The organism is Streptomyces prasinopilosus (assembly GCF_001419695.1).
Taxonomy (GTDB): Bacteria; Actinomycetota; Actinomycetes; order Streptomycetales; family Streptomycetaceae; genus Streptomyces; species Streptomyces prasinopilosus.
Window position 1 is genome coordinate 1 of the sequence record NZ_LIRG01000894.1, and the last position, 2,654, is coordinate 2,654.

Annotated in this window: 2 protein-coding genes and 1 pseudogene; 2 read left to right on the forward strand and 1 reads right to left on the reverse strand. The window is 75.0% G+C overall.

What is annotated here, in order from left to right; genetic code table 11:
• Positions 1–87 precede the first annotated feature (87 nt).
• Positions 88–1,180, reverse strand: a pseudogene (locus tag AOK18_RS28115) (serine/threonine-protein kinase); the annotation flags it as partial.
• Positions 1,181–1,376: 196 nt separating this feature from the next.
• On the opposite strand from AOK18_RS28115, the gene AOK18_RS28120 reads away from it, so the two are divergent.
• Positions 1,377–1,610 carry a hypothetical protein gene (locus AOK18_RS28120; protein ID WP_055574203.1) on the forward strand — a complete coding sequence of 78 codons (234 nt, stop codon included), beginning with the start codon at positions 1,377–1,379 and terminating at the stop codon, positions 1,608–1,610.
• A gap of 278 nt (positions 1,611–1,888) precedes the next feature.
• On the forward strand, positions 1,889–2,098 hold the full coding sequence (locus tag AOK18_RS28125) for a hypothetical protein (RefSeq protein WP_055574202.1): 210 nt from the start codon (positions 1,889–1,891) through the stop codon (positions 2,096–2,098).
• Positions 2,099–2,654 lie beyond the last annotated feature (556 nt).

Below are 2,654 nucleotides of genomic sequence, written 5' to 3' on the forward strand. Positions count from 1 at the left end.
CGAAGGACCCCGAGGAGCGGCCGAGCACGCTCCAGCTGTCGCTGCGGCTCAAGGAGATCGCCGCCCGGGAGGGCCAGGGGTTCACCGGCGTACGCCCCCCGGCCCCGCGCGGCGCGGAGTCCGAGCGGGCGGCGGGGCGCTTGGCCGACACCTACCCGGACCGTGCGCAACGCCGCGTGCCGGGGCAGCAGGGCGCGCCCGAGGGGCGGACCGCCACTCCCCCGCCGCAGGGCGCGCCCTGCTGCCCCGGCACGCGGCGTTGCGCACGGTCCGGGTAGGTGTCGGCCAAGCGCCCCGCCGCCCGCTCGGACTCCGCGCCGCGCGGGGCCGGGGGGCGTACGCCGGTGAACCCCTGGCCCTCCCGGGCGGCGATCTCCTTGAGCCGCAGCGACAGCTGGAGCGTGCTCGGCCGCTCCTCGGGGTCCTTCGCGAGGCACGCGCGGACGAGCGGCGCCAACGCGTCCGGGACGTCCTGCAGGTGGGCCTCCTCGTGCACCACGCGGTACAGCATCACCTCGGAACTGCCGTGTCCGAAGGGCGAGTCGCCCATCGACGCGTACGCCAGCGTGGCACCCAGCGAGAACACGTCCGTGGCCGGTGTGACGGCGGCGCCCCGCACCTGCTCCGGCGCGAGGAAACCGGGCGAGCCGACCGCCGTGCCGACGTGGGTGAGCGTCGAGGCGCCGGTGGCCCAGGCGATGCCGAAGTCGATGATCCGCGGTCCCTTCGGGGACAGCAGGATGTTGGACGGCTTCAGGTCCCGGTGCACGACCCCGGCCTCGTGCACGGCGACCAGCCCCTCCGACAGGGCCGCGCCGACCGCGGCGACCTCGGCCGCGCCGAGCGGGCCCCCGTCGGCGACCCGGTCGTGCAGCGACGGGCCGGGCACGTACTGCGTGGCGAACCACGGCCGGTCCGCGTCGAGGTCGGCGGCCACCAGGCGGGCCGTGCACCCGCCGCGGATGCGGCGCGCCGCGGACACCTCCCGCGCGAACCGCGAACGGAACTCCTGGTCCTCCGCGAGATCGGGCCGGATGACCTTCAGCGCGACCCGCTGCCCCTTCTTGTCGGAACCCAGATAGACAACGCCCATCCCACCCGCGCCGAGCCGTCGGTGAAGTCTGAAAGAGCCGACGACGCGCGGGTCCTCGCGCCTCAGGCGCATCATCGCCATGTTCATCCCCGCTGCCCGGTCCTGTGACGTGCCCCAGCTTACGTTTCCCCGGGCCCCCTTGCGCAGAGGCCGCGCCCTCTCGGGGCGGCGGATTGTCAGTGGCCGGTGGGAGACTCGAAGAGTGGCCGAGGGACGCGCGGGCGGGCCGGGCCCGCGCGCGGTGATGATCTCAACCATTCGATGCCGAAGGGGGATTGATCACATGAAGGGTGACCGCGTGGAGATAGTCGTGGACGCCGGGGACACGACGCGCACGTACGAGGTGACGGCGAGCAGGGCGGGCCGCAGGGTGGAGACGGCGGTGCGCCGGGGCGTGGTCGAAGTGAGTGAAGTCACCCGCACGGGAACGGCGGTGCGGACGGCCAGGTTCATGGCGAACCGGGTCCTCGCGCTGGTCGAGCACCCGGTGCCGCGGATCGACGGCTCGGAGACATGAGCGCCGGGAAGGGGGCGGACCGGACTTCCCCTCGGGGATGTCCCTGACACGGAGCGGCCCGTCTCCACCCAGGGGAGTACGCCGCAGGTCACGGCTCATCCTCCGGGAGGCCCGGCAATCGGTACGAGGGCATGACGTCCGGGAGGTGCCGGGCCCCTAGATTTGAGGTCGAGCGGAGGGTGCGGTACTCGTCCCCCGAGGCCGGACGCCCCCCGCCGCCGGAGGTTCGCGCACAGCACCCGAGGCACACGACAACAGAAACGGGCAGGAGAGGGGTCATGACCCACACGGCATCGCGGACGGTCGTCCGCGCACGGGCACACAAGGCGGGCGCCGCCCTGTTCCGCCCGAGCCGCGAGGGGCGTCGCCACCCGGTGGTGGCGACACTGATGGCTCTTCCCCTGGCGGTCCTGCTCCTCCTCGTCTTCGACGGGTGGGAGACGGTGGCCACACAGGCGTCGTCCGTGGGAGAGATGCTGGGGCGCTGAGCGGCGACCCCAGGCCCGGAAGAGCGGTCCGGGCGGGGACATCCACCCATGAAACCCCGTGGGGACGGGGGTACGGCGGACGGCAAGAATGCCGGCGCAGCTGGGGAGCTGCGCCGGCATCTTCTTGTGCCCGGGCCGCGTGCTCCCGCCGGGGTGATCGAGGCCCGCGGTGCCGCTCGCCGAACGGCCGCGGCGCGTACGGGGCCGGTGCGGCGGGCGGTGCTCGGGAGCGCCGCCGACTCCCGCGGCCGTCACCGTGCACCGGTGCGCCGCCCGCGCGGGCGGCGAGTTCGGGAAGAAGGGCGGTGGCTGTCATGGGGCTCCCTGGGTGCGGCCTCGGGAGAGAGTACGCGGGGCGTGAGCGGTGCCGGCCGGTCCCGCGGAGGAGGACACGACCGCCCGCGCGGGCGGCGCACCGGTGCACGGTGACGGCCGCGGGAGTCGGCGGCGCTCCCGAGCACCGCCCGCCGCACCGGCCCCGTACGCGCCGCGGCCGTTCGGCGAGCGGCACCGCGGGCCTCGATCACCCCGGCGGGAGCACGCGGCCCGGGCACAA